At 70.5% G+C, this 22317-nt stretch carries 20 protein-coding genes and 1 tRNA gene; 9 read left to right on the top strand and 12 right to left on the bottom strand.

The annotated features are described in order from the left end of the window. Positions 1-27 precede the first annotated feature (27 nt). Positions 28-2316: an endonuclease MutS2 gene (locus C3K08_RS04275; RefSeq protein WP_199776990.1), complete on the bottom strand. Its 2289-nt coding sequence runs from the start codon at positions 2314-2316 to the stop codon at positions 28-30. A 104-nt stretch (positions 2317-2420) separates the two neighbouring features. Here C3K08_RS04275 and C3K08_RS04270 point away from each other — a divergent pair, with 104 nt between their 5' ends. After that, complete coding sequence (locus C3K08_RS04270) at positions 2421-2861, top strand: thioredoxin family protein (RefSeq protein ID WP_104990178.1); 441 nt, start codon at positions 2421-2423, stop codon at positions 2859-2861. Here the strand turns inward: C3K08_RS04270 and C3K08_RS04265 are convergent. Both C3K08_RS04265 and C3K08_RS04260 read right to left on the bottom strand, forming a co-directional pair. Continuing rightward, positions 2858-3817, bottom strand: coding sequence for a hypothetical protein (locus tag C3K08_RS04265; RefSeq protein ID WP_199776989.1), 960 nt, complete (start codon positions 3815-3817; stop codon positions 2858-2860). The two genes, C3K08_RS04270 and C3K08_RS04265, sit on opposite strands and share 4 nt — an antisense overlap. Positions 3818-3900: 83 nt before the next feature. Continuing rightward, positions 3901-4665 carry an SDR family oxidoreductase gene (locus C3K08_RS04260; protein WP_104990177.1) on the bottom strand — a complete coding sequence of 255 codons (765 nt, stop codon included), beginning with the start codon at positions 4663-4665 and terminating at the stop codon, positions 3901-3903. A 108-nt stretch (positions 4666-4773) separates the two neighbouring features. On the opposite strand from C3K08_RS04260, the gene C3K08_RS04255 reads away from it, so the two are divergent. Both C3K08_RS04255 and C3K08_RS04250 read left to right on the top strand, forming a co-directional pair. Beyond that, positions 4774-5352 (top strand): NADPH-dependent FMN reductase, encoded by a 579-nt coding sequence (locus C3K08_RS04255; protein WP_199776988.1) that lies wholly within the window; start codon positions 4774-4776, stop codon positions 5350-5352. A 2-nt stretch (positions 5353-5354) separates the two neighbouring features. Next, complete coding sequence (locus C3K08_RS04250; RefSeq protein ID WP_234009159.1) at positions 5355-6107, top strand: RluA family pseudouridine synthase; 753 nt, start codon at positions 5355-5357, stop codon at positions 6105-6107. 9 nt (positions 6108-6116) lie between these two features. Here C3K08_RS04250 and C3K08_RS04245 read toward each other — a convergent pair whose 3' ends face one another. Genes C3K08_RS04245 through C3K08_RS04230 form a run of 4 tightly spaced genes read right to left on the bottom strand, consistent with a single transcriptional unit; the run spans position 6117 to position 10544 of the window. Next, positions 6117-7814 (bottom strand): VanW family protein, encoded by a 1698-nt coding sequence (locus tag C3K08_RS04245; protein ID WP_369848465.1) that lies wholly within the window; start codon positions 7812-7814, stop codon positions 6117-6119. A gap of 52 nt (positions 7815-7866) precedes the next feature. Continuing rightward, positions 7867-8997 (bottom strand): phosphohydrolase, encoded by a 1131-nt coding sequence (locus C3K08_RS04240; RefSeq protein WP_369848464.1) that lies wholly within the window; start codon positions 8995-8997, stop codon positions 7867-7869. Further along, positions 8990-9787: an enoyl-CoA hydratase-related protein gene (locus C3K08_RS04235; protein WP_104990174.1), complete on the bottom strand. Its 798-nt coding sequence runs from the start codon at positions 9785-9787 to the stop codon at positions 8990-8992. The genes C3K08_RS04240 and C3K08_RS04235 overlap by 8 nt, the downstream gene beginning before the upstream one ends. Positions 9788-9818: 31 nt before the next feature. Then, positions 9819-10544: a purine-nucleoside phosphorylase gene (locus C3K08_RS04230; RefSeq protein ID WP_104990173.1), complete on the bottom strand. Its 726-nt coding sequence runs from the start codon at positions 10542-10544 to the stop codon at positions 9819-9821. 295 nt (positions 10545-10839) lie between these two features. Between C3K08_RS04230 and C3K08_RS04225 the strand changes: the two genes are divergently transcribed. The 3 genes from C3K08_RS04225 to C3K08_RS04215 all read left to right on the top strand — a co-directional run bounded on the left by C3K08_RS04225 (position 10840) and on the right by C3K08_RS04215 (position 14621). After that, a complete protein-coding gene (locus C3K08_RS04225; protein WP_104990172.1) occupies positions 10840-12078 on the top strand; it encodes an S-layer homology domain-containing protein in 1239 nt (412 codons plus the stop codon). Positions 12079-12177: 99 nt separating this feature from the next. Beyond that, on the top strand, positions 12178-12510 hold the full coding sequence (locus C3K08_RS04220; protein ID WP_104990171.1) for a lipopolysaccharide assembly protein LapA domain-containing protein: 333 nt from the start codon (positions 12178-12180) through the stop codon (positions 12508-12510). Beyond that, the gene (locus C3K08_RS04215) at positions 12507-14621 is read left to right on the top strand and encodes a DHH family phosphoesterase (RefSeq protein ID WP_104990170.1); all 2115 of its coding nucleotides are present in this window, start codon (positions 12507-12509) and stop codon (positions 14619-14621) included. The genes C3K08_RS04220 and C3K08_RS04215 overlap by 4 nt, the downstream gene beginning before the upstream one ends. A gap of 52 nt (positions 14622-14673) precedes the next feature. Here the strand turns inward: C3K08_RS04215 and C3K08_RS04210 are convergent, their stop codons facing one another. Continuing rightward, positions 14674-15663, bottom strand: coding sequence for an SIS domain-containing protein (locus C3K08_RS04210; protein ID WP_104990169.1), 990 nt, complete (start codon positions 15661-15663; stop codon positions 14674-14676). Between the two features lie 212 nt (positions 15664-15875). Next, positions 15876-15952 (bottom strand) — tRNA-Arg (locus C3K08_RS04205). Positions 15953-15992: 40 nt separating this feature from the next. On the opposite strand from C3K08_RS04205, the gene C3K08_RS04200 reads away from it, so the two are divergent. The 3 genes from C3K08_RS04200 to C3K08_RS04190 all read left to right on the top strand — a co-directional run bounded on the left by C3K08_RS04200 (position 15993) and on the right by C3K08_RS04190 (position 19834). After that, positions 15993-17966, top strand: coding sequence for a peptidylprolyl isomerase (locus C3K08_RS04200; protein ID WP_104990168.1), 1974 nt, complete (start codon positions 15993-15995; stop codon positions 17964-17966). Between the two features lie 116 nt (positions 17967-18082). Further along, a complete protein-coding gene (gene trpS, locus C3K08_RS04195) occupies positions 18083-19084 on the top strand; it encodes a tryptophan--tRNA ligase (protein ID WP_104990167.1) in 1002 nt (333 codons plus the stop codon). A gap of 18 nt (positions 19085-19102) precedes the next feature. Beyond that, positions 19103-19834, top strand: coding sequence for a ScpA family protein (locus tag C3K08_RS04190; RefSeq protein WP_104990166.1), 732 nt, complete (start codon positions 19103-19105; stop codon positions 19832-19834). Positions 19835-19837: 3 nt separating this feature from the next. Here C3K08_RS04190 and argC read toward each other — a convergent pair whose 3' ends face one another. From argC to argF, 3 genes are read right to left on the bottom strand one after another with little or no spacing between them, the layout of a single operon-like run. Next, positions 19838-20800 (bottom strand): N-acetyl-gamma-glutamyl-phosphate reductase, encoded by a 963-nt coding sequence (argC, locus tag C3K08_RS04185; protein ID WP_104990165.1) that lies wholly within the window; start codon positions 20798-20800, stop codon positions 19838-19840. Then, positions 20797-21309 (bottom strand): NUDIX domain-containing protein, encoded by a 513-nt coding sequence (locus C3K08_RS04180; protein WP_104990164.1) that lies wholly within the window; start codon positions 21307-21309, stop codon positions 20797-20799. Before C3K08_RS04180 ends, argC begins: the two co-directional genes overlap by 4 nt. 13 nt (positions 21310-21322) lie before the next feature. Beyond that, positions 21323-22300, bottom strand: coding sequence for an ornithine carbamoyltransferase (gene argF, locus C3K08_RS04175; RefSeq protein WP_234009158.1), 978 nt, complete (start codon positions 22298-22300; stop codon positions 21323-21325). Positions 22301-22317 lie beyond the last annotated feature (17 nt).

The following is a 22317-nucleotide window of genomic DNA, read 5'->3' as shown; positions in this document are numbered from 1 at the left end:
TGGCGGAAGTCTGACTGCTCCCGCCCCTCAGCGCTTGATGTTCACGACCGTGACCCCGTGCCCGCCCTGGTTGGCCTCCGCGTCATGGAAGGACTCGACCCGCTTGTCGGTCTTGAGGTAGTCGCGCAGCAGGCGGCGCAGCACCCCCTGCCCCTTGCCGTGAACGACCCGCAGCGGGCTTTCCTTCAGGGCGTGGGCCTCGCTGATGGCGGTCCGCAACTCCTCCACGGCTTCCTCGACCCCCAGGCCGCGCAGTTGCAGCTCGTTCTCGAAGCGGCTGGGGGCAGTTCCGGCGAAGGTGGGGCGCGGGGCCTTGACCTGAGGTTCCTGCTTGAGCCGCACGTCGCGGCGCTTGACCCCCACCTTCATCACGCCGAGCTGCACCACGAGGTCGTCGCCGCGCATCTCCAGCACCTGGCCGGTCGCTCCATACGCGGGCACGTCCACCCGGCTGCCCACCCGGATGGGGTCGCCCCGGTCCTCGCGGGGGGCGGGCGGGGCCGGGCGGGCCTTTTGCGCCGCCGTGCGCAGTTCGCGCAGCTCCTGCATCACGCGGGGGCGGGCGCTGTCCTCCTGGGCGCGGGCACGCAGGCTGCGGACGCGCTCGATGGCGTCGGCATAGAGCGTCTCGGCCTTCTGGGAAGCTTCCGCGAGCATTTCACCCCGCCGGGCCTCCAGCGTCTCGCGTTCCTGGCGGGCACGGCCGAGTTCGGCCTCGGCCTCTCGACGGGCGTTCGTGGCCCGCTCCAGCTCGTCCGCGAGGTCCGTCCGTTCGCGTTCCAGGCCCTCCAGCATCCGCTCCATCAGCCCCGCGTCCGGTCCCAGCAGGGCCTCGGCCCGCGCCAGCACGTCGTCCGGCAGGCCCATCCGCCGCGCGATGGCGAGCGCGTACGAGCGCCCCGGCTGGCCCACCTGAAGCTGGTAGGTGGGCGCCAGCGCGTCGAGGTCGAAGCCCATCGAGGCGTTTTTCAGGCCCGGCGTCTCCAGCGCGAAGAGCTTCAGGGGCGAGAGGTGCGAGGTGATGATGCCCCGCGCGTCCTGGGCGAGCAGCGTCTCGATCAGGGACTGCGCGAGCGCCGCGCCCTCGGCGGGGTCGGTGCCGGACCCCAGCTCGTCGATCAGGACCAGCGTGTCGGGGGCCGCGTGCCGCAGCACGAATCGCAGGTGCTTGAGGTGCGAGGCGAAGGTGGACAGGCTGGCCTCGATGCTCTGCTCGTCCCCGATGTCGACGAGCACGTCACGCACCACGGGCAGCCGCGCCGAGGCCGCCGCCACGTACAGCCCGCACTGGTGCATCAGGACGGCCAGACCCAGCGTCTTGAGGGTCGCCGTCTTGCCGCCCATGTTCGGCCCGGTGATCAGCAGCATCTTGGTGTCGCCCAGGCTGATGTCGTTGGGCACCGGGTTCTCGATCAGGGGGTGCCGCGCTTCCCGCAGGTCGTAGGTATGGTCCCCCACCTGCTCGGGGCGGTTGAGGTGCCAGTCGCGGGCCAGCCGCGCCTTGGCCGCGATCAGGTCGAGTTCGCCCACCGTGGCGAGGGTCATCGGGATATCGGCGTCACCTGCTAGCAGGCCCGACAGCTCGGTGAGGATGCGGCGGACCTCGGCCTCCTCGTCGAGAATCAATCGGGCGAGTTCGTTGTTCAGCGGGGTGATGGTCGCGGGTTCGACGAAGTAAGTCTGCCCCGACGCCGAGGCGTCCACGATGATCCCCTGCACCTGCCCCACCCGGCTCGCCTGCACCGGCAGCACGTAGCGGTCGCGGCGGATGGTGACGATGTGCTCCTGCAAGACCTCCGCCCATTTCTCCAGCGTGGCGGTCACGCGCTCGCGGATGCGGTTGCGGAGCGGCTCAATGCGGCTGCGCAGGTCGCGCAGTCGGGGCGAGGCGTCGTCGCGCACGCCACCGTCGCGGTCGAGGGAGGACAGGAACCGGCGCACGAGTTCGGAGTGTTCTCCCAGCCCCAGCGCCACGTCGCGCAGTGGACCGCGCGAGTTCGTATTGATCGCCCGTTTGACGGTCATCGCGCCGTCGAGTGAGTAGGCGGCGTTCAGGAGTTCCTGCCCCGCCAGCACCCGCCCCTCCCCCGCCCGCGCGTGCAGCTCGCGGATGTCCTGAATCCCGCCCAGGCTGAGGCTCACGCCGAAGAGGGCGTCCTCCACCTCATCGAGTTCGCGGGCGATCCGCCCGGCGTCGTCCGAGGGCATCATGGCCCGCGCCCGCTCCACCCCCAGCGACGTGGCGCTGCGCTGTGCGAGAGCGTCACGGATACGCGGAAAGTCGAGGGCAGTCAGGGCGCGGGAGTCGAACGGCATGTCGGGGAGGAGCATAACAACGCTCGCCCGGCCCGAACGTGGGCCTTGTGGCTTAGGAAGGGTTGGGGAACTCCGGCCCCGCCCGGCCCGTACTCCCCGGCACCATGTCCACTCCCCCCCGGCAGATTCGGCTGCGGCTTCCCCCCTTCCTCGGCCGCGCCCTCGGTCACCTGCTGACCCGGTCCACCGCGAAGGCCGGGCAGACGGTCCCGCCGCCGCCCGCGCTGGGGCTGACCCGGCGCTCGCTGCTGTACTTCAAGAGCGAGGGGTGCGCCCCGTGCGACGGCATCGACCTCTTTATCGGTCGGCTGGCGGCGGCGGGCGGCCTCGACCTGCGGGTGGTGGACGCCCGGCGGGGCGAGGTGCCCGAACAGGTCTACGGCGGCTCGCTGCTGCTCGACCGGGAGGGATCGATGCGCCGGGCCTACGGGGTGCGGGTCTTTCCCACCCTGCTGGTGACGGGTCCCGGTGGGCAGGTCGAGCGCGTGCTGGTCGGGGCCGACGCGAACGAGGAGCAGGTTCGGGCGGGGCTGGGGCTGGCCTAACGGTTCAGCGCCCTCAGGAACGCGGCTGGGTCGTCCAGATGCAGGGTTACTTGCCGCACCTCGCGCTCGGTGAGGTAAACGCCGTAGAGCCGCACGGGTTTCGTGAAGCGGAGGGTCACGTTCGGCCGCACGTCGATGGCGATGCAGAGCGCGTCCGCATCCTCTCCGGCACCGTAGGGCGCGGCCTCCTCCAGATTTGCCAACGCCGTGCTTCCCGTCCAGTGCAGGCCGGAGCGAAGGTAGAGGCGTCGCCGTCCCACCGTGACAGGCCGGGTCGCCAGCGCACGCCCATACGCGAGCAGCCACAGCAAGCCCGCCACGTTCAGTCCAGTCCAGACCCACGCGGCCGTGGGATTCCACCGCTCCAGCAGGACGTGCGCGAGTAACCCCTCTACCGCGCTCCCAAAGACCAGCAGGGTCAAGGTGGCCCCGGTCGTCGCCCCGCGCCGGGTGCCGAAGTGCTGGCCTTCCGGCAGACGCGGGCGCACGAACAGGTGCCGGAACAGCAGCACGTCGTACAGGGGAAGGCGGGCGAGCCTGGGGCTTCGGCTCAGACGGCCCCAGAAGGCATAGAGGCGTTCCAGATCGTCGAGTTCGGCGTAGCCTTCCGGCAGGGGCGTCCGGAAGCCCTGCCTCAGCATCACCGCCCCCACCCAGAGGCCGAGCAGGTCCAGCCACAGGTACGCCCGGACCTCCGGAAAGACGAGCGCGGTGAGGGCCACGCCCCGTAGCCCCACCCCAAGGAGGCTGCGCCAGCCCCGCTGGGCGGCGGGCGTGACCAGCAGGACGATCAGCGCGGTGCTGAGCGTGGCGTCCACCAGGGCGAGGTGCGCGAAGTGGGCGCGTGGCTCGCCCGGCGACGTGACGGCAAGTGCGAGCGCGGCCAGCACAAAGGCGAGCGGCAACAGCCACGACAGGCGGACGTGAATGGGCACGGCGCGAAGGCGGGACACCATTGGGGGAACCTCCGCCCCGCAGCGTACCGGGCAACTCCCGGATTCCGGGACGAGGATGCGGCACCGTCACCGGAACCCAGGTTCTAGAGCGCCATCCATCCCCCATCCGCCGGAATGATCGCCCCGTTGATGTACCGCGCCTCGTCCGACGCCAGGAACAGGGCGAGTTGCGCGATGTCCAGGCTGTCGAGGTAGGCCGGAATCAGCGCGGCGAAGGCCCCCGCACGGGCGGCTCCTGTGGGATCGAGGCGGTCTTGCGGCATCGTTTCCGCGATGTTGGTCTTGGTCGCGCCGGGGCAGATGGCGTTGCAGCGGATACCGCGCTGGGCGTACATCCACGCTGTCGAGCGGGTCAGGCCGATCAGCCCATGCTTGGAGGTGGTGTAGGCCGCCCCCGCCGCGCCCCCGCTGAGCGCGGCCGTGGACGCGACGTTCACGATCGAGCCGCCCCCCTGCTCCAGCATCTGCCGCACGGCGCGGCGGCTGGTGTACATCGGGCCGTTGAGGTTGATGCCCAGCACCCGCGTCCAGACCTCGTCCGTGAGTTCGCCCACGCCCGCCATGTAGTCCATGACCCCGGCGTTGTTCACCAGCACGTCAATCCGCCCATAGGTGGACACCGCGAGGTCGATCAATCCTTCGGCGCTGGTCTGGTCGGAGATGTCGCCCTGAGAGGGCGTGATCTCGCCGCCCGAGGCGCGAATGCCCTCCACGGCCGCCCCCAGCCGTTCGCCGTTCCAGTCGGCAGCCACGACCTTCGCGCCCTCCCGCGTGAACAGCTGCGCCATCGCCAGCCCCATGCCCGAGGCGGCCCCGGTCACCACGACCACCTTGTCCTGTAAGCGCATTGGCACCCCTCCTCGCAGGGGCGCGGCCCGGCTGGCCTCGCCCCGTCGCCCTCAGCCTACGCCCGGCCCCCTCCGGAATGTCCCCGCCCCTCTGCTAGCCTGCCCGGCGTGAAGTTCGCGGTCCTCTCCACCAGCCTCGATCCCCTCAGCCGCAGCCGCTGGCTGGCGGGCCTGACGGCGGAGCAGCTCCGGACAGGGGGCCACGAGGTCACCCTGCTCGACCTGCGCGAGTCGCCCCTGCCGCCCTTCGACAACGCCGAGTGCTACGCGCACCCCCACGCCGAGGTCTACCACCACGCCATTCGGGAGGCGGACGGGATTTTCCTGGCCGTGCCCGTCTACAACTGGGGGCTGGGGTCGGGCGCCAAGGCCCTCGTCGAGCTGACCGGCAGCACGGACCCCGACCGGGGCCTGCACGGGGCATGGTTTGACCAACCCGTGACCTTTCTGGTGTCGGGCGGCCTCGCGCACGGGTACCTCAGCCACGGGGCCTTCGCGTTCGGGCTGATGACCGATTTTCGCTGCGTGGTCAATCCGCACTTCGTGTACGCGACTGGGGCCGACTGGGCAGAGGACGGCGTGCCCGGCGAGTGGCTCGCGGAGCGGCTGACCCGCACGGTGGAGCGGGCGGTGGACCTGTCACAGCGGCTGCGCGGACGGCCCTACCGCTCGGTGTGGGAGGTCTGACCGTGACCCATCCGGCGGTCCGCGCTCCCCTGTTCCCCCCCACCGAGAAGCCGCGTGTGCTGGTCGAGCACCCCGACTTCTACGTCATCCATAAGCCCGCGCTGTGGCTGACCCATCCGGTGCGGGCGCGGGTGGATGTGCCCGACGTGCTGGGCTTCATGCGGACCGAGACGGGCGAGCCGGACCTCGCGCCCCCGCACCGCCTCGACCGCGAGACGAGCGGCACCCAACTGCTCTCGCGGGACGCGGACGCGGCGCGGCGCTTTTTTACCCTGTTCAAGGAACATCTGGTCGGCAAGACGTACCAGGCCATCGTCCACGGCTCGCCGGGGTGGGAGCGGACCACGCTGGACGCCCCGCTGGGCGACCTCGGGCTGGGGGGCGCGAACCGCATCGTCATCCGGCAGGCGGTCGTGCCGGACGGCAAGCCCGCCATTACCGATTTCCGGGTGCTGGAACGGCGCGGGGGCTTCACGCTGCTGGAGGCGTACCCCCGCTCGGGGCGGCTACATCAGATTCGTGCCCACCTCTCGCACCTCGGGCTGCCGATGGTGGGCGACAAGATCTACGGGCGCGACCCGCAGGCGTTCCTTGATTTCATGGAGCAGGGCCAGACGCCGGAGCTGACCGCGCGGCTGCTGCTGCCCCGGCAGGCGCTGCACGCGGCCCGCATCGCCTTTCCCTGGGGCGGCACGCAGTTCGCGGCAGAGGCGCCGCTGCCCCCCGACCTGCGGGCGTTCTGGGAGAGGCTGTAGGGGCCTCCCCTACCTCGGCCCCACCTCGTACACCGCCCGCCACGGCTTGTAGCTCGTCTTGGTCTGGTCGGTGCGCGTCCCCTTCCCATCCTTGATCGTCCGGGTGATGGAGAGGTCGTAGCCGTCCTTGGCCCAGTCCACCTGCCGCACGGCGCCGGGAGCGAGGGTGCGGTTGACCACGTACTGCGCGGGCGGGTGCGGCGTGTAGCGGTGAATGACAGCGGGGCGGACCGTGACCGTACGCTGGGGCTTGATGCCCCACACCTGCACCTCCAGACGGCTCTTCACGTCGTCGTTGACCGTCTTGATGAAGAGGGGGCCGCCCGTGTCGTTCTTCAGCCGCAGGTCGAGGCCGGGGTCGTACACGGCGGCCTCGAAGCCCACCTCCGGCTCGTAGTAGCCCACCCGGTAGGAGTGCTGGTGGCGCTCCACGACAGGCAATCCCGCCTGATACAGCGCCCGGAACGCCGTGGTGGATACCTGGCACACGCCCCCGCCCAGGCCCTCCACCGTGCGGCCCCCGCTGATGATCAGGCCGCCGACAAAGCCGTTGTCCGGCGTGATGCTGCCCAGCGCCGACAGGAAGCTGAACTCGCCCCCCTTCGGGACCACGTACCCGTGGATGTTCGCGGCGGCCACCGCCACATTGGTCCGGCGCTCGGCGCTGCTGCCGTGGTAGGTGCTGGTCCCCGAGGCGATCAGTTCGAGCTGATCGGGAATGGGCAGCTCGGCCAGCTTCAGGCTGGGGCGGCTGGCCTTGGCCGCGAACACCACCGACGCCTGAGCCGGGTCGAGCACAGCCTTTCGGAAGGCAGCGAGCGCGGCCTGCCGGTCGGTGACGCGGCCCGCTTCCTCCTTCACCTTCATCAGCTTGCCGCCCTCCAGCCGGAAACGGGCGTTCTGCGCGGGGCGGTCCACCGCGTCCGTCAGGCGGTCGAAGGCGGCGCGAATGGTCTTCTCGTCGGGTTCGATGCCATTCTCGCGCACCCAGTAGAGGTCCGCGACCTGCAAGGCCGTCAGCGCCCCGGTGCGGTCGGTGCCCTGCAATTTCACAGTCAGGGGTCGCATCAGACGGTTGCCGCGCTCCACGTGGGGGCGCAATTCGGCGGCGGTGTGCTCGGCGGGCCACTCGGTGACGGGGAGCGAGAGGCGCGTCTGGGTGGGATCGGCGGCGAAGGCGCGGGCTGCCGCCGCCGCGTTGGGACGGCGTCCCGGCTGGTCGGGCTTCAGGGCGTAGCGGTGGGCCGTCTTGTCGAAGAAGATCGCCGCGTTTTTCGGGCTGGTGGCGAGGTCGCGGGTCAGGGCTTCCAGGGCCGCTCGCGCCTTCGCCTCGTCCACCCGCGTCACCAGGGGCAGCGTCTGGGTGGAGGCCTGCCCCACCATCCCGCGCACCTTCTGCCACAGGTCGCGGTTCTGAGAGGCCCGCACCGCTGCCGCCACACTCGCCGCCGGGTCCACGCTCCAGCCCAGGCGGGTGGCGGGAACGGTCCAGCTCTTCTGTCCGGCCTGCACCGTGACCTGGGGCACGGCCGGAAGCTGATCGGTCAGCCGGGCGCGGGCCTGGGCGGGGGTCAAGCCACCGACAGGCACGGTCCCCACGACCAGCCCCGGCGCGAGGCGGCCCGCGTCCCCGGCGGCGAGGCCCATAGCGAGCGCGCCGCCCAGCAAGGCGGCGGCAGAAACAGCGATGGCGTAACCCCTCGTCACCCGGTCAGTGTAGCGGCAGGGGCCGGGCCGGAGGTGTGGGGGTGAGGAACGGTTAAGGTCCCCGCGTGCCCGCGTCCAGCACCTCGGCCACGGCCTGCGCGACCTGCCCCCGGCGGTCCACCACGGGCGTGACCACCCGCTCGCCCCCCTCCAGGTCCATCACGAAGTGGTCGCCCTCCAGCCGCACCCGGCGCAGAATCTGCTCGTCGCCCTCCTCGCGGGTGCAGGCCCGCAGTTCCACGTACCGGCTCATGGGCGTGCGAATCACCTTGGGCGCCAGCACCTCCTCGACCTGAAAGATGCCGCCGGAGTTGTTCATGGTCACGTTGATGAGGACCGGCTTTTCGCGCCCACGCTCAATCACGACCTGGTCCACCGCCAGGGCGCTGATGGAATGAATGTCCACGCTGCCCAGCGCGAAGGCCTTGCGCCCGCGCCCCTTGGTGATGTCGGTGCCGTCCGCAACCGCCGTGATGCCGCCTTCCAGCGTGAGCGGCACCGGGTTGAGGTCGTGGCAATTGACGGACCCCAGGATGAAGGAACGCACCTTCGTCCGCTTGAAGGGGTCGGGGTAGATCGGCCCCAGGATGCGGTCGAGGATCGGCAGCGCCAGCGCGACCCCGTGCGCCTCGTGCCCCACCCGGTGAATCTGGTTGCCGATGTCGTGGAGCATGGTGCCCAGAATCACCGCCAGAAACACGTCGTCGGCGTCGCCCACCCCCGACTCCATCAGGTCGGGCCGCACTCCGGCCTCCAGCAGCAGCTCGGTGATCGCCATGCTGGCCGCGCCCGTGATAAAGGAATGGACCCGCCCGTGGTCGTTGTAGCCCAGCTTGCGCATGGTGATGTAATTCGCCATGTCCCAGTGGGCCAGCGCCTCGGGGTCGCCGCGCAGGGCCTCATAAGCGGCCAGCGCTCGGGGGTAGCTCTGAAGGTCGGCGTGAATCGCCCCGTGCGCCTCCGCGATCAGCTTGGCGCGGGGGGTGGTGAACTCGACGACGCGCCCGTCGGCCGGAACGTCGGCGGGCGGCGGAGGTGGGGCGTCCGGCGTTCCATCCCCCTCGCTGTGGCGGCCCTCCACGTCCTGAAGGTGACCCCCGGCCACGCTGAGGGTGAACTTGGAGTCGCTCCCAGGGCGCTCGTCATGCTGCTGCGCGTCCGGCAGCAGGTCCGCCTCACTCACCCTGGAACTCCGGCTTGCGCTTGGCGAGGAAGGCCGAGGTGCCCTCGCGGAAGTCCTTGGTCGCCACCAGCATCCCGAACAGGTCCGCCTCGATCTCCAGCCCCGCCTCCAGCGAGGTGTCCAGCCCCCGGCGCACCGCCTCCTTGACCAGCGAGAGAGCGATGGGCGCGTGCCGCACCATCTGCTCGGCGACCTCGCGGGCCTTCTGGAGGGGGTCGTCGGCGACGTAGTTCACCAGCCCCAGGCGCAGGGCCTCGTCTGCCGCCATCTGCCGCCCGGTGAGCATCAGGTCGAGCGCCGGACCCGGCCCGATCAGCCGGGCGAGGCGCTGGGTGCCCCCGAAGCCGGGAATCAGGCCCAGCGAGACTTCGGGCAGCCCCAGCTTGGCCCCCGGCGAGGCCACCCGCACGTCGCAGGCCAGCGCGAGTTCCAGCCCGCCGCCCAGCGCGAAGCCGTTCACGGCGGCGATGGTGGGAATGGGCAGATTCGCCACCGTCTGCATCACGTCCTGCCCGGCGAGGGCGAGTTCGCGGCCCTGGTACACGTCCTCCAGTTCGGCCAGCTCGCTGATGTCGGCCCCCGCCACGAACGCCCGGTCGCCGCCCCCGGTCACGATCAGGGCGCCGATCTCGGGCACGTCCACGACCGCGTCGAGGGCCGCGCTGATCTCGGCCAACGTGTCGGCGTTCAGGGCATTGAGCGCCTTCGGGCGGTTGACGGTCAGCACCGCGAGCGGACCGTGCTGGTCGAGCTGGATATGGTTGAACTCAATCTCGTCGAGCATCGTCATGGGTTCATCCTGCCACGCCCGGCCGCCGGGGTCAGTGGGCTTCGGCCCCGGCCAGCCGCACGACGGCGTCCAGCGCCACCCGCACCATCCGGTCGACGCCTTGCGCCAGCACCTCGTCGGGCACGAGTTGCGGGTCCCCAATGTCGTTGCTGCACGCAGTCAGGCACCCCGCCCGCAGGCCGTGCTGGGCCGCGACCAGAAAGACCGCGCTCGCCTCCATCTCGAAGCCCAGCACCCCGCGCGACGCCCACAGCCGGGCATGCTTGGGCGTGCTGGCGTAGAAGGCGTCTTCCGTCATGATCAGCCCCGCGTGGTGCGGCACCCCCAGCGCACGGGCCGAGGCGACCGCCGCCTCCACGACCTCGAAGCTGGCGGCGGGGGCGTAGGGGGCGCCGCCCAGTATCTGCCGGGTGGTGCCGTCGTTGGGCACGGCGGCGGTGGCGACCACGAGGTCGGCGGGCTGCACGCGGGGGGTCGCGCCGCCCAGGGTGCCGACCCGAATCAGCGTTTTGGCCCCCAGCCGCGCGAGTTCCTCCGCGACGATGGCAGCGCTGGGGCAGCCCATCCCGGTCGTCTGGACGCTCACGCGCACTCCCTGATAGGTGCCGGTAAAGCCCAGCAGTTGGCGGTGTTCAGTGTACAGCCGGACATCTTCTAGGTAGGTCTCGGCGATGCGCCGCGCCCGACCCGGATCGCCGGGGAGCAACACGTAATCCGCGACGTCGCCCGGCTGTGCCCGCAGGTGAATCTGACTCATGGACGGCAGTATAGAAAGCCCGCCGAACGGTGAGCGACTCCCGGACCAGGCGCGTGTCGGGCGTCACTTGGCAGTGGCCTTCTCTGCCTGAGAAGCGGATCAGATTCCTCATTGAAGGAGCCGGACCTCTCACCCGCCATTTAGAGATGCGCCGCACTTGAGGTTTCTGAGAAGAAACCGTCATGTGATGGATGGCAGGAGGGGTTACAGTTCATGGCGTCCTCACGGCGTCTTCCTACGGTGAGGCCGTGCCACGGAGCGGATCAACCGCTTCCCGTATGTTCAAAGGAGAACTATGCGCAAGTCCCTGACCATTGCTTCGACCCTGGCCCTGGCGCTGGGTGCCGCCAGCGCCCAGACCAACACGACCACCACCACGACGACCACCACCCCGACCCAGGTCGTGACCTTTACCGACGTGCCCGCCGGGCACTGGGCCAAGGACGCCGTGGACCTGCTCGTGCAGCGCGGCCTGATTCAGGGCTACCCCGACGGCACCTTCCGCGGCAACCAGAACATCACCCGCTATGAAGCGGCGCTGATCTTCTTCCGCCTGCTGCAGTCCGGCTCGCTGAGCAACAGCACCCTCAGCCAGAGTGACCTCGCCACCATCACCGCCGGGATGCAGGAGGTCGCCACCGAGCTGGCGGCCATCAGCACCCGTGTGACCGACCTCGAGCGTCTCAACGCCGAGCAGCAGGCCCGCATCGCGGCCCTGGAAGAGCGCATCAACGCGCTGGGTACGGCTGGGACTGCTGGCGCCGACACGGCGGCCCTGACCGCCCGCATCGACGCGCTGGAAACGGCGATTCGCAACATCCCCGCTGGTCCCCAGGGTCCGGCCGGCCCCGCTGGTCCCGCCGGAGCGGCGGCGGACACCGCGGCCCTCGAAGCCCGCATCGCGGCCCTGGAAGCCCGCGCGACCCAGACCGGCACCACCACGGGCGGCACCACGACCATTGTGACCCCCCCCACCACCGTCGTGATCGGCGAGACGCCCACCGGCACCACCAACGGCGTCACGCGCGGCGACCTGTACGCGGGCGTGTACGTGGGTGCGAGCAGCGCGGGCGCCAACAACCCCTGCTACATCCCCAACAGTGACGGCCGTGCGGTCAACTACTGCGCCAGCTTCGGCGGTATGGTGGGCACCACCTCGCTCGTCGGCCCCTTCGGCGCCCGCGTCTCGGCGGACTACAAGCCCGGCCGCAACGCCCTCTCGGCGGACGTGAACGCGACCATTGGCCTGAACACCGGCACCAACATCCAGCCCTACGCGGGCGTGGGTCTGGGCCTGACCAGCAGCACCGGGCGCACCACGGCCACCGCGAACACCAACGTCACGGACACCTACGTCAACGCACTCGTGGGCGTGGACTTCCAGGTGACCAACTCCATCGCCGCCTTCGTGGAAGGCAACGGCCGCTACTACCTGAGCAGCAAGGGCGCCGGCTCGGTGCAGAACACGAACACCGCGACCGACCAGCGCGGCTTCGTGCCCGCCGTCCGCGCCGGTCTGAAGTTCTACTTCTAAGCCCAATCACGAAGTCCAGCCACGGCTGAACGGGGTCCCCTGCGGGGGACCTCTTTTCGTCCCTGTGTGCGGCCGGGCCGCGCGGTAGACTTTGGTGGTATGCGACTCGTGCAGTTGATTCAGGTGCTGCTGCTGCTCGCGCTGGGAGGGTATCTGCTGCTGGTCGCGCTGGAAAATCCGGTGCCAGTGCGGCTGCCGCTGCCGCTGGGCCAGGGGGAAGCACTGCTGTCGCTGGGAGGCGCGGTGGTACTGTTTGCGGTCCTGGGCGGGGCGTACACGGCCCTGTTGCTGCTGCCCCCGCTGTGGCGCTCGGCGTGGCGGCAGCGCCGGAGTCGCCGGGAACGGGCGCAGCTGGAACACCGCCTGACGGCAGCCCTGCAAGCCCGGCTGGGCACCGTGCCCCCAGTCACCCCCGCCCCGGAGGACGCATGAGCCGCCCAGCCCCTACCCCCCCGGAGGCCCGCTGGCTGCTGGCCCCGCCCGCGAGCCGGGAAGCCCTGCTGGACACCATGCGGACCTGGGGCGTGTCGGCTCCCCTCGCCCAGGTGCTGCATGGGCGCGGCCTGACCCCGGCCCGGCTGGACCCGGCCCTGCGGCTGACCCCCAACCCGGCGTTGCGGGAGGCGGCGCGGCGGCTGGTGGCGGCAGTACGGGCCAAGAAGCGCCTCCGCATCCATGGCGATTACGACGCCGACGGGGTGACAGCCACCGCCATCCTGGTGCACGGCCTGCGGGCGCTGGGGGCCGAGGCTCACGGCTTTATTCCCCATCGCCTCAACGAGGGCTACGGCATCCATCCAGACCGGGTGGAGGACCACGCCGCCGCCTGTGACCTGCTGGTCACGGTGGACTGCGGGGTCACCAATCTGGAGGAGGTGCGGGCGCTGCTGGCGCTGGGTGTGGAGGTCATCGTGACCGACCACCACGCGCCCGGCGAGGACTACCCCGCCACCCTGGTCGTCCACCCGCACGAGACGGCGGACTACGACCCGGAGGTTCACAACCTCACCGGGGCGGGCGTGGCCTACCACCTGCTGTGGGCGGTGCATGAGGAGCTGGACCTGCCCGCCCCCACGCCCCTCACCGCGCTCGCCGCCCTGGGGACGGTGGCCGACGTGGCTCCACTGGTGGGGGAAAATCGGGCGCTGGTGCGGCGCGGGTTGGAGGAACTGGCACACTCGACCATTCCCGGCCTGCGGGCCATGCTTCAGGCCAAGAAGGTCGAGCGGCCCACCGCCCGGGACGTAGCCTTTCTGCTCGCGCCGCTGCTGAACGCGGCGGGGCGGCTGGGGGAAGCGGACCTCGCGCTGGAGCTGCTGACCACCGAGAGCGAGCACCAGGCGCAGACGCTGGCGACCTACCTGGAATCGCGCAACGGCGAGCGCCGGGTGTTGCAGGACCGGATGTACGCCGAGGCTCTCGCGCTCGCCGACCCTGCCGACCCTGCGCTGGTGCTCACGCACCCGGACTGGCACGCGGGCGTGATGGGCATCGTGGCGAGCAAACTGGTGGAAGCCTTCTACCGCCCGGTGTATATCGTCGCGCAGGGCAAGGGGTCGGTGCGGTCCACGCCGGGCATCAGCGCGGTGGAGGGCCTGCGGCACAGCCAGGACCTGCTCAAGCGCTTCGGGGGCCACCCCGGCGCGGCGGGCTTCTCACTGGACGAGGGGAACTTCGGAGCGCTGCGGGACCGACTGCATGGCTACGTGCGCCAGTTTCCCCGGCCCGTTCCGGCGTGGCGGCTGGACGCGCCCTTACCTCCGCTGGCCGCGACCGGGGACCTCGCGCAGCAGGCGGCGGCCCTCGAACCGTTCGGGACCGGGCACACGCCGCCGCTCTGGCACGTGCGCTCGCCCCTCTCGCGCACGCGGCTGGTGGGCGGGCGCGGCACCAGCCTGCAGTTTCAGGCGGGAGGCTTGCGGGGCATCAAGCACGGCGAGACGCGGGCGGCCGACGGCGACCACGACCTCGCCACGCACCTCGTGCAGGACGAGTGGCGCGGGCAGACGCGGCTGGAGTGGCAGGGGCAGGCGCTGCGGCCCCCCGGCCTGCTGGGACTCGACGGCGAATCCGCTCCCGCCCCGGTTCCCCGGCTGGACCCCCGCGAGGCGATGAACCACCTGCGGACCGGATCGAGTGCCTACGCCGACGGCCCGGTCGCGGCGTATCTGGCCGGGCAGGTGCCGGGGCTGACGCTGGTGCGGGCCGGGGAGGGGCACCCCGGCGGCGAGCTGATCCTCTACGCCCTCCCCGACGAGGCCAGCCTGCGGGCCTGGCTGACCGGGGGCCGGGTCGCCTTCGCGCTGGGACCCAAAACGCTGGGCGAGTTGGAAGGCAGCCTCACCCCACGCCACCTTCAGCCGGCCACGGACGAGACGCGCGTGGCTGAAGCCGCCGACGCCTACCGCCGCTGGCAGTGGGCGCACCTGTACCGGGTGCTGGATGACGGGGGATGGAGTGCCGCCGTGCATCACCTGCTGGGCCTGGCCGGGCCGTCGTCGGCAGCCCCTGCTCCGGCGGAACTCGCGGCAGCGGACGACTGAGCAGGGGACGGGGCCTCCTCCAGCACCCCGTCCCCCTACCAATCCACCGCTCTTACTCCTCGTCCAGATCGTCCTCATCGTTGAAACCGTCCGCGAAGTCCTCGTCGTCCACGCGGGTGCGGCGCACGTCCTCCGGGCGGCCCAGGCCCAGGGCGGCGGGGTCTTCCTCCCCCGCCAGGGCCGACTGGGCGCGGGCCAGGACGGGGGGGTCGGCGGGCTGGACGCCGTAGCGCTCGGCGAGGTAGGCCGCGACCCAGGCCCCGAAGTACCACAGGGCGAGGCTGCCCGCGTACCCGCTGGGCGCCGCGCCGCCTTCACCCTGGGGAAAGGGCACGTGCAGCACCTCGTCGATGCGCGACTCCAGCACCTCGCGCACCACATGCAAGGTCGGGTCGGGGTCCCCCAGAATCAGGGCCACCTTGGCGTCGCCCTTCTCGTGCTGGGCCTCGAAGGCCCCGGTTGCCACCGCCAGCGGATCGCCCAGCACGGGCACGGCGAGCGTCTTGCCCGCCCGCGCGAGCAGCGACTGCCAGGCGTGCGGCAGCGCCTCGGCGTCGGGGGCGGCAAGCAGCAGGGGCGTGCGGCCCCACAGCGACCACGCGAGGTCGCGGGCGGGGTTGCCCTCCGTGACCTCCGGGGCGCACTGGTCGCGCAGCGTGGCGAGCAGGGACTCCGCCTCGGCGGCCTCCCGCGCGTGGCCGGAAGCGTGGGCGAGGTACTGGGCCGCGTGGTAGGTCGCGGGCAGGCCGCCCGGCACCAGCACATCCACGTCATCGGGGACGCCCCCGGTGCTGACCCGGCGCACCCCGGCCCCCGCCACCTCCGCGAGGTCGGCGTAGTCGCGGGCGGCGTCAGCGGTATCGGCGCTGGACACGACAAACTGCGTCCCCGTGCGCGTCAGGGTGCCGGGAATCAGCGTGGCCGCGAGGTGTGCGGCGAGTGCGCCCTCCCCCACCCCGATCAGGCCGTGCGGGCCGGGTTCGGGCTGGGTAGGTCCGGCGTAGGAGCCGGGCAGGCGAGTGAGCAGGGAAAGCAGGTCCATGTCCCCAGGGTACACCGCGCATGAGAGGAAGCAGGAAAACTGCGCCCACACCGACGTTTTTGGCTTCATGCGACCTTAGTCAAACATGCTAGACTCGCCCGCGTGCGTTTCCGGACCTCCGCCTTCTCCCGCCGGATTCACCGGGCCGGGCTACAACGAAAACACCACCCCGCAGGGTGGCGTCTGGGTGCCCGCAGGGCACTGGGCAGTTGTGGCGCACTCGACAGGACTCGAACCTGTGGCCTTTGGCTCCGGAGGCCAACGCTCTATCCACCTGAGCTACGAGTGCATAGCCCAGGTAACCTAGCACCTACGCACAAGGAGATCAAGTGAAGAACAAAAAAGCCCTCAACGTCCTGCTGGGCGCCCTCGCACTGCTGTTGGTGGTCGGGATGGCCTACCAGTTCACGCCCAACGTGGGCTCGCTGTTCGGCGGCGGGGACAAGGGAACACCGGCCATGACCGTCAACGGCGAGACCGTGACCGTGCAGGAACTCGAAGCGCTGCGCCAGAGCAACCCGGTGCTGTCGAGTGCCCAGAGCGGGGTGCTGGCCGACGACTTCAAGACCTACGTGGTCGCGCAGCAGGCCCGGCAGGTCGCGCTGCGGCAGGCCGCAGAGGACATCGACGTGAGCCGCGCGGACGTGAACGCCGAGGTGGACAAGATCCGCGAATCCAACGGCCTGACCGACAACAAGGCCTGGACCGACGCCCTGCAACAGGCCGGGCTGACCGACTCGCAGTTCCGGGCACAGATGCGCGACCAGCTCGCCGTGAACCGCAAGGTCGAGGAGATCAAGGCGGCGGCCCCCGCTCCTTCGGACGCCGAGGTGCGGCTGCACTACGACCTGAACCCGGAGAGTTACCAGACCGACGCCCGCATCGTGGGCCGTCAGATCGTGGTGAACGACAAGGCCAAGGCCGAGGACCTGCTGCGCCAGATTCGCGGCGGGGCCGACTTCGCCGAGTTGGCGAGTGCCAACAGCACCGAGTTTGGGGACCGGGGCGGCGCCCTGGGTCCCCTCGAGAACGGCAAGCCCCGCCCGGTCGCGCAGGTCGCGCTGCCCAGCGAGGTGGGCGCGGCGGCGTTCGCCCTGACGGACGGCGGCGTGACCGACGTGGTGGAGAGCGGCGGCAAGTTCTATATCGTGCAGGTCGAGGACTACCTCGCGCCCGCCGTCAAGCCCTTCGAGCAGGCCAAGGCCGACGCCCAGAAGACCGTTGCCGAGCAGAAGAAGAACCGTGCCGTCGAGGAATGGTTCAGCGGCATCGAGAAGGACATCAAGGTCGAGGTCAGCGACCCCAACTGGAAGACCGAGAACCCCACGGTCGCCAGCGTCGCCGGGCAGACGATCCCCTACTCGGCGGTCGTGGAGCAGGTCGTGCAGAACGAGCAGTTCGCCGCGCTGCTGGGGCAGGTGCCCGCCGAACAGGCCGGGCAGCTCGTCAACAGCCTGCTCAAGCCGCAGATCACCGAGCAACTGATTCAGGCGTACGCCGCCCCGCAGGTCGCGCAGAGCCTCAAGCTGCCCCTAACGGGCACCCGCCAGGAGCAGGCCGCCGGACTGGTGGCCTACGGCGGGCGCGACGTGGAAGTGACCGACGCCGAGGTCCGGGCGTACTACACCCAGAACCGCTCGCAGTTCGAGACCCCGGCGAGCGCTGCCGTCGCGGAAGTCAGCTTCCCCGACCAGGCCAAGGCCACCGCCTTCCGCCAGAGCTTCGCGGGCGGCGACCCCGTTCAGGCGGCGGCCCGCGCGGGCGGCACCGTCTCCGAGCGCGGCGAGGTCAGCGCCGGAAGCGGCACCCTGGGCGAGGAGGTCGAGGCTGCCGTCTTCGGTGTCGAGAACCTGAAGGCCGCCGGGGAAGGCCGCGTCAGCGATGTGGTCAAGGTGGGCGACCGCTACGTCGTCGCTTACGTGACCGGCTTCCAGCCCGCCGTCGTGCAGTCGCTGGCGGAGGTCCGTGACCAGATTCGCGAGCAGGTGCTGGCGACCAAACGCTCGGAGGCCGGGCAGAAGTTCCTGACGGGCGAGGTCGCCAAGCTCAAGCCCAAGAACAACCTTCAGGCCGTGCTGGACGCGCAGGAAAAGCGCGTGGCCGCCGCTGCCCCGCCCCCCGCTCCCGCCGGACAGACCGGGGGCGAGGGGGAGGGCGCGGCCCAGGGCGAGGGCGCCGCTGCGGAAGATGCGGGGGCTCCCGCCGACGGGGCCGGGGACACGGCCGCAGAGACGGAAACGCCCGCCGAGGGCGAGGCCCAGACTGGCGCTCCCGCCGAGGGTGGCGAACCGGCCACCGAGTAACCCACCCCAGGCACATCCGGCAGGGGCGGCTCTCCGAGCAGGGGGCCGCCCCTGCCCCATGGTCCGCCAGACAGCGCAGGCGGCTCCCGGTTCCTGCCCGCTAGAATCCCCCCGATATGCCGCGCGTGTTTTCAGGAATCCAGCCGACCGGGGACCCCCACATCGGCAACTACTTCGGGGCCATGAAGAACTATGTGCGGCTGGGCGAGGAGTACGGCAAGAACTCCATCTACTGCGTGGTGGACCTGCACGCCATCACCAACCCCGCCGCCTACGACCCCGCCCAGCTCTCGAAACGCACCTTCGAGATGGCGGTCGCCAACTTTGCGGCCGGACTGGACCCCTCCAAGGTCACCTTTTTCGTGCAGTCGCAGGTGCCCGAGCACCACGAGCTGAGCTGGGTGTTCACGGCCTTGACCCCGGTGGGCGAGCTGGAGCGCATGACCCAGTACAAGGACAAGTCCGAGCAACTCGAAAGTGTTCCGGCGGGCCTGCTGATGTACCCGGTGCTGATGGCCGCCGACATCCTGCTGTACAAGGCCGACACCGTGCCCGTCGGCGAGGACCAGACCCAACACATCGAGCTGACCCGTGAGATCGCCCGCAAGTTCAACCATGCCTACGGCGAGACGTTTCCCGAGCCGAAGGCCGTGTACGCCAAAGACGCCCTGCGGATTCCCGGCGTGGACGGCCACGGCAAGATGGGCAAAAGCAAGGGCGAGACGAGCACCCTGGGGATTCTCGAACCGCTGGACTCCATCTGGCAGAAGGTGCGGGTGGCTCCCACCGACCCCGCCCGCGTTCGGCGCACCGACCCCGGCGACCCCGACAAGTGCCTGATCGGGGACTACCACAAGCTCTTTTCCGATCTGCCCACCATCGAGACCGTCTACGCGGGCTGCCGCACCGCCGGAATCGGCTGCGTGGACTGCAAGAAGATGCTGATGGAGGGGATGCGGCGCGAACTGGAGCCGCTGCAAGCACGGGCCGCCGACCTGCGCGCGGACCCTGACCTCGTGCGCGACGCGCTGGAGCAGGGGGCGAAAGAAGCCCGTGCCATCGCCCAGCCCGTCATGGAGGAAGTGCGCGAGAAGGTCGGCTTCCTGAAGTCCCGTTGAGTCTGGCGCGCTAACGGCATGACCACCCTCGCGCTTCCCCCTCCCGCCAGCTTCGTGGTGAGGCTCCCGACGTTCGAGGGCAGCCTCGCGGAGCTGGCCTCTGCCTTGCGAACGGGCCGGGTTGAGCCGGGCGAGGTGGGCCTCTTGCACCTCACCCGCGAGGTGCTGGGCTGGGCAAGGGCGCAGGGGGTGGAGGGGCACCCGGAGGCGCTCCCCGCACTGGCAGGCGTGATCGCGCTCAAGGCGCGGCTCTTGCTGCCCGCCCCCGACCCGGACCCCTCCCCCGAGGGCGAGTGGGACACGGACCCGCTGGACGACCTCGTGGAAGGGGTGGAGGCGCTGGCCGAACTCGACGCGCTGGTGGGGTTTCTGGCCGCCCGCCGCCGCGAGCGCGAGGGGCTGATTCCGGCGCGGCCGGTGCCACTGAACCTTCCCCGACGCGAGCGCCCCGTGCAGCCCGCCCGCAGCCTCGCCCGGCTGGTGAAGGCCGCGCAGAACGCGGTGCGGCAGGTCGAGGTGCCGCTGCTCTCGCGCGAGCGCCTCACACTGGCCGACGCGCTGGGGGCGCTGCGGGCGTTCGGGGTGCGGCTGCGGACCTTCACCTTCCGGGGCATTCCGGCCCAGGACTGGGGCGAGCGCACGACCTACTTCGCCGCGCTGCTGGAGGGCGTGAAGGAGGGGGCCTTCAGCGCAGAGCAGGAGGGAAGCTACGGGGAGATTCGGGTCGTGTCGCATCTGGCGGAGGACTGACTCTCAGACTCCCTCCGGCACCCCATAGGTATGTCCTGCCCCCTCCAGCCCCAGCATCACGTCGAGGTTCTGCACCGCCGCGCCGCTGGCGCCCTTGCCCAGGTTGTCCAGCCGCGAGACGAGCAGGGCGTGCTCTCCGCCGGGGCTGGCGTAGACGAACAGTTCCAGCTCGTTCGTGCCGTTGAGCGTCTGGGGGTCAAGGATGGCGTCGGCGGGCTGACCGTGCTCAAAGGGCATGACCTGGACGAAACGCTCCCCGGCATAGTGGTCGGCCAGCGCCTTGTGCAGCCGCGCCGCCGTCACGCCCAGCGGTTCCAGGTGCAGCGGAATCTGGACCAGCATCCCCTGCCGCCAGCCGCCGACGTGGGGGGTGAAGAGGGGCATCTGGGTCAGCCCACCGTGCCGCGCCATCTCGGGCTGGTGCTTGTGGGTCAGCGAGAGCGCGTAGCTCTTAAACGGCCCGGCCATCGGATGCTCTCCGCGTCCCTCGTGTGCGTCCACCAGCGCCCGGCCCCCGCCCGAGTACCCGGAGAAGCCCTGCACGCTGAGGGGGAAGTCGGGCGGCAACAGGCCCGCGTCGGTCAGCGGACGCAGGAGGGCGATCGCCCCTGTCGCGTAGCAGCCGGGGTTGCTGACGAAGCGGGCGGCGCGAATCTCGCCCCGGCTCTCCTTGGTCAGTTCGGGGAAGCCGTAGGCCCACCCCTCGGCGGTACGGTGGGCGCTGCTGGCGTCCAACACGCGGGTCGCCGGGTTCTCGATCATCGCCACGGCCTCCCGCGCCACGTCGTCGTGTAGGCACAGGATGGCGACATCGGCGCTGTTCAGCAGCTCGCGCCGGGCTTCGGGATCCTTGCGGCGGGCAGGGTTGATGCTCAGGAGGTCGAGGTCTGTGCGGCCCTCCAGCCGGGCGCGGATTTGCAGGCCGGTGGTTCCGGCCTCGCCGTCGATAAAGATGCGGGGGGTCATGTCAGTCGGTCTCCATAACAAAGCCGCACCAGCGGCGCGAGGTCACTCTTGGCCGGGTCACCTGCGGCGATGCGGGCGAGCAGGGCATCGGGCGTCAGCCACTCGGCCCCATCGAAGTCGTGGGGGTTATAGGCGGGGGCCGTATCGGTACGGAGTTCGTAGACCCGCATGAAGATGTTCAGGCCCGCGTCCTGCGGGGTAAAGGCGCCGATCTCCCGCCAGGGCAGCGTGTCCACGTCGAGATTCAGCTCCTCCTGGGTTTCGCGGCGAAAGGCCGCCTCGTAACTCTCGCCGCGCTCGACGTGGCCACCCACACTCATGTCGAGGCAGCCGGGGAAGTTCCGCTTGGTGAGGGTGCGGCGCGGAATCCACAGCTCGCCGCGCGGGTTGACGAGAAAGGCGTTGACGCCCCGCACGGGGAGGCGCCGCGCCCACGCCTCGTCGCGGGTCACGCTCCCGATCACCTCGTTATGTTCGTTCACGAGGTCGAGCCATTCCACGTCGTTCATGCGCCCGATTCTCTCACCAGCGGGGCTTCATCTCGCCCATGACGTGATACAGCAGCGCCTTTTGCGCGTGCAGGCGGTTTTCGGCCTGGTCGAAGACGCGGCTTTTGGGGTGTTCGGTCGCTTCGGGCACCGTCTCCTCGCCGTAGTGGGCAGGAAGGCAGTGTAGGAAGATGCCGTGCGGGGCGATCGTCTCCAGCATGGCGGGCGTGACCTGATAACCCCGGAAGGCGCGGCGGCGGATATCGGCCTCGGCCTCCTGACCCATGCTGATCCATACGTCGGTGTACAACACGTCGGCGCCCTCGATAGCAGCGAGGTCGTTCGTCAGGGTGACCTGCACGCCCGCCTTCACCGCGTCCATCAGCACGCCCGCGTTCGGCTCGTAGCCCACTGGAGTCACGATGGTGACGTCCGTGCCGGTCAGGATGCCGAGGTGGATGTGGCTGTTGGCGAGGTTGTTGCCGTCGCCGATATACACGACCCGGCGCCCACGCAGGTCGGTGCCGAACTCCTGCTCGATGGTCTGGTAGTCGGCCAGCAGTTGCGCGGGGTGCAGCATGTCGCTGAGGCCGTTGATGACCGGAATGGCGGCGTGGTCGGCGAGTTCCTGAAGCGTCTGCTGGAGGTACACCCGGCCCATCACCCCGTCCACCCACCGTTCGAGGTTGCGGGCCACATCGCTCACGCGCTCGCGGGTGCCCAGGCCGATCTCCTGATTGCTGAGGGTGATCGCGTGCCCGCCGAGCTGGTACATGCCCACGTCGAAGGTGGTGCGGGTGCGCAGGGATGCCTTCTCGAAGATCAGCGCAAGGCTGAGGCCCGCGAGCGGCTTCACGCCCCGCCACTCGCCCCGGCGCATGGAGTGGGCGGTGTCCAGCACCGTCCGCAGCTCCCCCGGCGTCATGTCGAGGTTGCTCAGAAAGTCGCGCCCGGCCATCACCGGGGCGGGCAACGTGTCGGGGGTCAGGCGGGCGGGAGCGTCCAACGTCATGGCGAGTAAGTATACGC

This window comes from Deinococcus sp. NW-56 (assembly GCF_002953415.1).
Lineage (GTDB): Bacteria > Deinococcota > Deinococci > Deinococcales > Deinococcaceae > Deinococcus.
Note: the sequence above shows the minus strand (reverse complement) of the source record. Positions and strands in the feature narration are given on the sequence as shown.